This window comes from Sporofaciens sp. JLR.KK001, from assembly GCF_036941055.1.
Lineage (GTDB): Bacteria > Bacillota > Clostridia > Lachnospirales > Lachnospiraceae > Sporofaciens.
In genome coordinates, this window is record NZ_JAYMNO010000007.1 from 1 (window position 1) to 4,433 (window position 4,433).

At 30.7% G+C, this 4,433-nt stretch carries 3 protein-coding genes; 1 reads left to right on the forward strand and 2 read right to left on the reverse strand.

Annotated elements, in window-relative coordinates; all coding sequences use genetic code 11:
• Positions 1-96 precede the first annotated feature (96 nt).
• The gene (locus tag VSQ62_RS32245) at positions 97-2,601 is read left to right on the forward strand and encodes a tetratricopeptide repeat protein (protein ID WP_334638782.1); all 2,505 of its coding nucleotides are present in this window, start codon (positions 97-99) and stop codon (positions 2,599-2,601) included.
• On the opposite strand, the gene VSQ62_RS32250 is transcribed toward VSQ62_RS32245, so the two are convergent.
• Together VSQ62_RS32250 and VSQ62_RS32255 are read right to left on the reverse strand one after the other, a co-directional pair.
• A complete protein-coding gene (locus VSQ62_RS32250; RefSeq protein WP_334638783.1) occupies positions 2,588-3,592 on the reverse strand; it encodes a D-alanine--D-alanine ligase family protein in 1,005 nt (334 codons plus the stop codon). The genes VSQ62_RS32245 and VSQ62_RS32250 overlap by 14 nt on opposite strands.
• Before the next feature lies 1 nt (position 3,593).
• On the reverse strand, positions 3,594-4,334 hold the full coding sequence (locus VSQ62_RS32255) for a class I SAM-dependent methyltransferase (RefSeq protein ID WP_334638784.1): 741 nt from the start codon (positions 4,332-4,334) through the stop codon (positions 3,594-3,596).
• Positions 4,335-4,433 lie beyond the last annotated feature (99 nt).

Here is a 4,433-nt window from a genome sequence, read left to right on the forward strand (position 1 = left end):
CAAAATGAGACACTATTGATTCATATTTTATGTATCAATATAAGCTTTAGTTATCAAACAGATAATTCATAATTAAATATTTAAAAGGAAATAATTATGCTTAACACAGATATTTTCAAATTTGAATTCGTTGATCGTACAGAGGAACGTCGATTAATTGATAGTTACCTTATGGATTTTTCAAGTAATCTTAGTTATATTCTGTGGATACATGGGAAACGCGGAACCGGTAAAAGTTATTTTTTGACAGAATATGTTATGTCCAAAAAAAATTTTACAAGTATTTATGTGAACATCGAAATCGAAAATATATCTTCAGGAGCTTACTTGAAAGCATTTATTAGCCAGCTAAATAAAGCTGCAAATTTAAAATTTACAAATTATATTCGAGCAAATTATAAGTCTATGGCTACTATTGGTCAGAAAGCAGTCAATATGATTTTAAATATGACGGATTTAGATGATATTGGTTTAGATGAATTAAGTTCTTCAATTACAAATTATTTCATTTCTAAGCGTGACGAAAAAGAAAATACAGTAGTAGTTATTAAAAAATATATTTTTGAAGCACTAAAAAAATGTGAAAATATGGTATTTCTTCTTGATAATTTTAGTCAGTGTGATCCTAATTCTCTTGATGTAATAGTTTCTGTTATTCATGAAGTAATATATAATGCGCGCATAAGATTTTTAATTTGTACCACGGATGATGATTTGAAAAATCGTTTTGATATTAAAAGCATCTTGGCAGAGAAAATACCAAATAAATCAATAGTAATATCACCATTTCAACAAAAACAACTGTTTGCACGCATGCTTGAGCGTACATTTGAATTGAACGAAGCCGATATAAAATTACTTTCTCAAACTTTTGAATTGTGTCATGGCCTTCCACAACGATTCAAAGAAATTCTTATCAATTTGTATACAATTCAAGGAATTACAATTGATGGAGATAAGGCCCAATTTGTTCTTGATGCTTTCAATCAACAGTTAATTAAAGATGAATTAGCTTTTGATATGGATGCTTTGTGCCAAAAGCAAAAAGGAGCCAAAATTATACTCCAAATTATTGCGCTTTGGGGAAATCCTATCCCGTCTATAATTCTATATGATTTTTTGGATTTTTTTGCAAATATTGAACCCATCCCTATTTTAAAAAGAGAAATAGGAGAAACACTTCAAACTTTAGAGAATTTGCATGTTTTAATTCGTGTTTATGAAAATCATGTGATATCATTTCAATTTGAACACGATTCTCTAAAACTTGCCATAAAGAAATATTTTCAAGATGATCGTTCAGTACCATTTTTACATTATAGTATTTATGAATATCTAATGCAGCAACAGAATGTTGAAAATTCAGCTTATTGGTGTCGTTATTATCAAGAATTACTTGCATACCATTCTTATGCTGCGCAAGCCGATAAATGGATAGAGTTTAATTATTCTTATGGTTATCATTTTTTTGAAATAGACATGTATAAAGATGCTGAAAAAATTTTTTCCAGACTGGAAACAGTGGTTTCGTCACTTCTAGGAGAGCAATTACTTACTATGGGTATTACTTTTTTTTATTGTGGTCAATACCATAAAGCAGATAATCTGCTTTCAATTATTCAATCAAGAAACTTAGCCGATAATTTTTCATTGGAACAGTATATTAAATTATATATATTTCAAGCTCGATCAAGATCGTGTACTCTTGATAGTAAACGAGCTCTTGAAGCAATTAGTCAAGCAGAACAATTGAATGCTAAAGATAGTCATTACCGTATAATGATTTTGGGTGCAAAACAAAGCATCATGTTTCTTTCTCCTGGTGGTTTCCAGAAAGCAAAATCTATTTTTGATGATTTAGTAACTGAAGATTTAGATGTGCGTGAAATGGCTATTATTTATCAATCTGCCATGGACTATTATGAAGGAGAAGACTCTTTAAAATATTTAGATAGAGGTTTATTTCTTGCTAGAAAGTTTTCAGATTATATTACAGAAGGGAAAATACTGACTAATATGGGGTTTGAATATTTGCGTTGTGGAAATTACGAAAAGTCCAAACAGTTTTATGAAGAAAGTATATTACTTCTTAAAGAAAATCAACCTCATGAACAAGTATATCCTTATAGCAACCTTGCTGTATTACATATGATATCTGGTGACTGGGAACAGGCGTTGAGTAATATTGTAGAAGCATTGTTTTGGAATAAATCAGATTATGCTTCTTTGGTATTACAAACTAATCGTATGTTATGCTATTATTTTTTAGGTAATCCACAATGGAAAAAGATTTATATAAAATTGTTGGACTATATTAATTCCGTACATAACGTAGATGATAAGATTTACAAAAAAATATGTATCAATTTGGCATTGCTTGCGTGGAAAAACGGATATTTTAGTGAAGGAAATAAAGTCCTTGAATATTGCCGCCCTCATCTTGCAATGGAATGGCCACATGGAAAATATCGTTTTCTAAAATTATATCATCAATTAACAGGAATTAAAGTAGAACTAATTCCACCATCTAATCCATGCTACACGGATTATTACTGTGATTTGGAATTTGAACCTTGGATTTTAAATTTTAGTCATGACTAAAATTTAGACGTTCTGTAGCCGCACGTATAATATTTCCAACAATTTCCCCAAAAGGTATTCCCAATTCACGACTAATAATTCCAACTTCAGATGTTTCACTGATTACAGCATTTCCGTTTATTTCAATGAAAAATAGCCGGCCACTTTCTTGAAGACGGAAATCAACTCTAGCAAAATCATGCATATTTAGCATTTCAAAAGCTGTTTGAGCGGCTATACGGATTGCTGTAATCTGTTGTGAAGTTAAAATCTTTTGTGCAAGATATTCGGTTCTTTTTCTATTTGCTTTTTCTTCCAGACCAAAGACAAAATTATCAAAATATCGAATACCGTTATACTCACATATAATCGGTTCAGTAAAATAGTAGTGTCCTTTATTTCCAATAACGAAACAAGTAACTTCATAGCCTGGGATATATTCCTCAATCAACACTTCGTGAAAGCGTGTTATTAAATTTGGTAAACGTTCTCTAAGTTCTTCTGCATTGGTACAAATACTTTCTTGAGATATTCCTAGAGAGGAACCCTCTCGATTTGGTTTTATTATAACAGGAAAGTTTATGTCTGTTAAATGCGAAGAACAATTAAAAACAGTTAAACTTTGCGGAACTTCCAAACAGGATGATACTATTTTTTTTGCATATGCTTTATTTCCGGCCATTAAACGAGCTAATGGATCTGAACCAGCATATGGAACGTTGAGTAACTCAAGCAATATGGCAGACTGTGCTTTCCGACTAACTTGATTCAAGCCATCGGAAAAATTTAAAAATAAAGTTTGAGGAAAACTAGCATGCCGATTACATGCATCAATCAGGCTTTCTACACCTCCAAAAAATTGAGCTTCAAAACCTGCTTTCTCTAATTCTTCTATTACAAAATAAATACTTTGTTGGCTAGGGTGATCACTATATGGGCGTGGTGATATTTTTGATTCATTTTCAAATTGCTCTCTCATATTGGCAATAATAAAATATTTCTTAAATTGCATATCATTTTCTCCTTTCAAAAAGAATAAATGTATATCCTTCATGTTGATTTAGTAAAGTTTTTTGACGATAATCCTCTTCCATTAATAGCATTCCACGTTCATAAGCGTCATTTGAAATAAGATGAAATACTGACAACGTTTTATTCCTCACACGATTTATAAAGGATGTTGATATAGGTGCAATAAGTTCATCCTCCGTTTTTAACATTTCCCTGTATATCCATCCAGTAGACTCACCTGTTTTTATAATATTTTCAATTGGATGAAAACGTTGCAAATCTATATCAAGCAATTCCGGGAAATATTGAATCCAATACTTTTCACCTAATTGTTGAAAAGATTCTGTACAAATACAGAACCTTGCTCCAGATGCTGCTATGTTATAAATGTGCTGAAAAAAAATATCTAATTGCTTTATATGATGTATGACATCTGTACAATATATTTTATTGAATAAAATATCAGAAAATGGTATATATGTATCATCCCCTGCTAAAATACAACCGGATTGCAATTTCTTTTGTGCAATTTCTCTCATATTTGTAGCGGGCTCAATTCCATATGGGATTATTCCATAATCTATAACAAATTGTTTCAAATAATTGCCTGTCCCACAACCAAAATCAAGAACGATATCCTTTTTTGAAAGTTTAAGTAAATTAGATAACATACTATATACGAGCGGCTCTGTGTTTCGTGTTTGTTCATAGATTTCTGCTTGGTGTTCATAATCAATTTTCATTGAGATATTTACCTCGATTTATATCAACTTTTTCGTGACAAATAAAAAAATACGTATTACAAAATTATGTAAAATATAGAATACTCATGAATTGCCTTT

What these genes read in the sequence shown, in the direction of transcription:
- VSQ62_RS32245 (WP_334638782.1), top strand. Translation starts at nt 97, where the DNA reads ATGCTTAACACAGATATTTTCAAATTTGAATTCGTTGATCGTACAGAG.
- VSQ62_RS32250 (WP_334638783.1), bottom strand. Translation starts at nt 3,592, where the DNA reads ATGCAATTTAAGAAATATTTTATTATTGCCAATATGAGAGAGCAATTT.
- VSQ62_RS32255 (WP_334638784.1), bottom strand. Translation starts at nt 4,334, where the DNA reads ATGAAAATTGATTATGAACACCAAGCAGAAATCTATGAACAAACACGA.